The sequence below is a fragment of the Clostridium sp. AM34-11AC genome (assembly GCF_003435375.1).
Taxonomy (GTDB): domain Bacteria; phylum Bacillota; class Clostridia; order Lachnospirales; family Lachnospiraceae; genus Pilosibacter; species Pilosibacter fragilis.
The window spans coordinates 1-963 of the sequence record NZ_QWGL01000106.1; the positions used below are offsets into that span (position 1 = coordinate 1).

General features: G+C 32.5%; 1 protein-coding gene. It reads left to right on the plus strand.

Going from position 1 to position 963, the window contains the following annotated elements; genetic code table 11:
• Positions 1-629 precede the first annotated feature (629 nt).
• A complete protein-coding gene (locus DW826_RS17965) occupies positions 630-926 on the plus strand; it encodes a hypothetical protein (protein WP_117553343.1) in 297 nt (98 codons plus the stop codon).
• The last annotated feature ends 37 nt before the right edge of the window (positions 927-963 follow it).

Below are 963 nucleotides of genomic sequence, written 5' to 3' on the forward strand. Positions count from 1 at the left end.
ATCTACTTTTTCTTGAAATACCCAAAACTCAGAAAGAACCTTGTGCAATTCATGCCTCTTCTTTTTTTTAGTGCACCTGGCGGCGCATGTTTCTAACTTTATAGGAAAGACCACCGACGGTATTTCTTAAATTGAAGCATGCACGCTTTTATGCGGGCATGACAAATAGAACGGCCTTCTATAAAATGAAAGTTCGTCAGGTCGTTTGATTTTCCCATCTCAAAAGCCTTATCAAAAGCTCAAATAATATAGTTTTGGAAATCATAATATGGATTTTTATATAACGACTGTTATAAATGATCGATGACATCTATTATCTATATTATTCTTAATAAAAATGTAAATTGACACACTATTACTATTCCTGTTACACTAGAGGTATAGTAAATCCTATTTATAGGAGGTGATTTTTATGTGTTTTTTTTGATGTAACTGGTTAAAGTGCATATTCCGCAGAATCTGCATGGATGCTATAATTCAAAAATTTTTAGATGATAAGAAAGAAAATTTTTTTAATGTCAATCATCTTATTAACAGTCTAAAGAGCGACGAATTATGGCAAGACTACAGGGAATCATTAATTAACGACTTGCAGCAGAAATACACTTTAATAATTGAGTAATTGATTTATGAAAAAAATTATATATCTAAGCATTATAGGTAGTATTCTTTTTATAGTGATTTGGGGGCTATTTCCAACAAAAGCTCGAAAGCTCAATAGTATGTGGAGAGCAACGCTTAACAGTCAGCAAGGCTTCATTACTCATGAATCAACATTGCAAGAAGGTGATTCCACATCAAAAGTTTTTGTTGAATATGAATATGAAACTCGTAGAGATGGCTTTTATTACAAAAGAACAACATATAACTTCGAAGGAAACGGAAATCGAAAAATTGTTGACATATTCGAGTCATTTGAAAATTGAATATTCCGTTGCGGCGAAGCCGTCTGTCCGGAAAAAT

Coding starts and splice junctions, on each gene's coding strand:
- DW826_RS17965 (WP_117553343.1), top strand. CDS start 630: ATGAAAAAAATTATATATCTAAGCATTATAGGTAGTATTCTTTTTATA.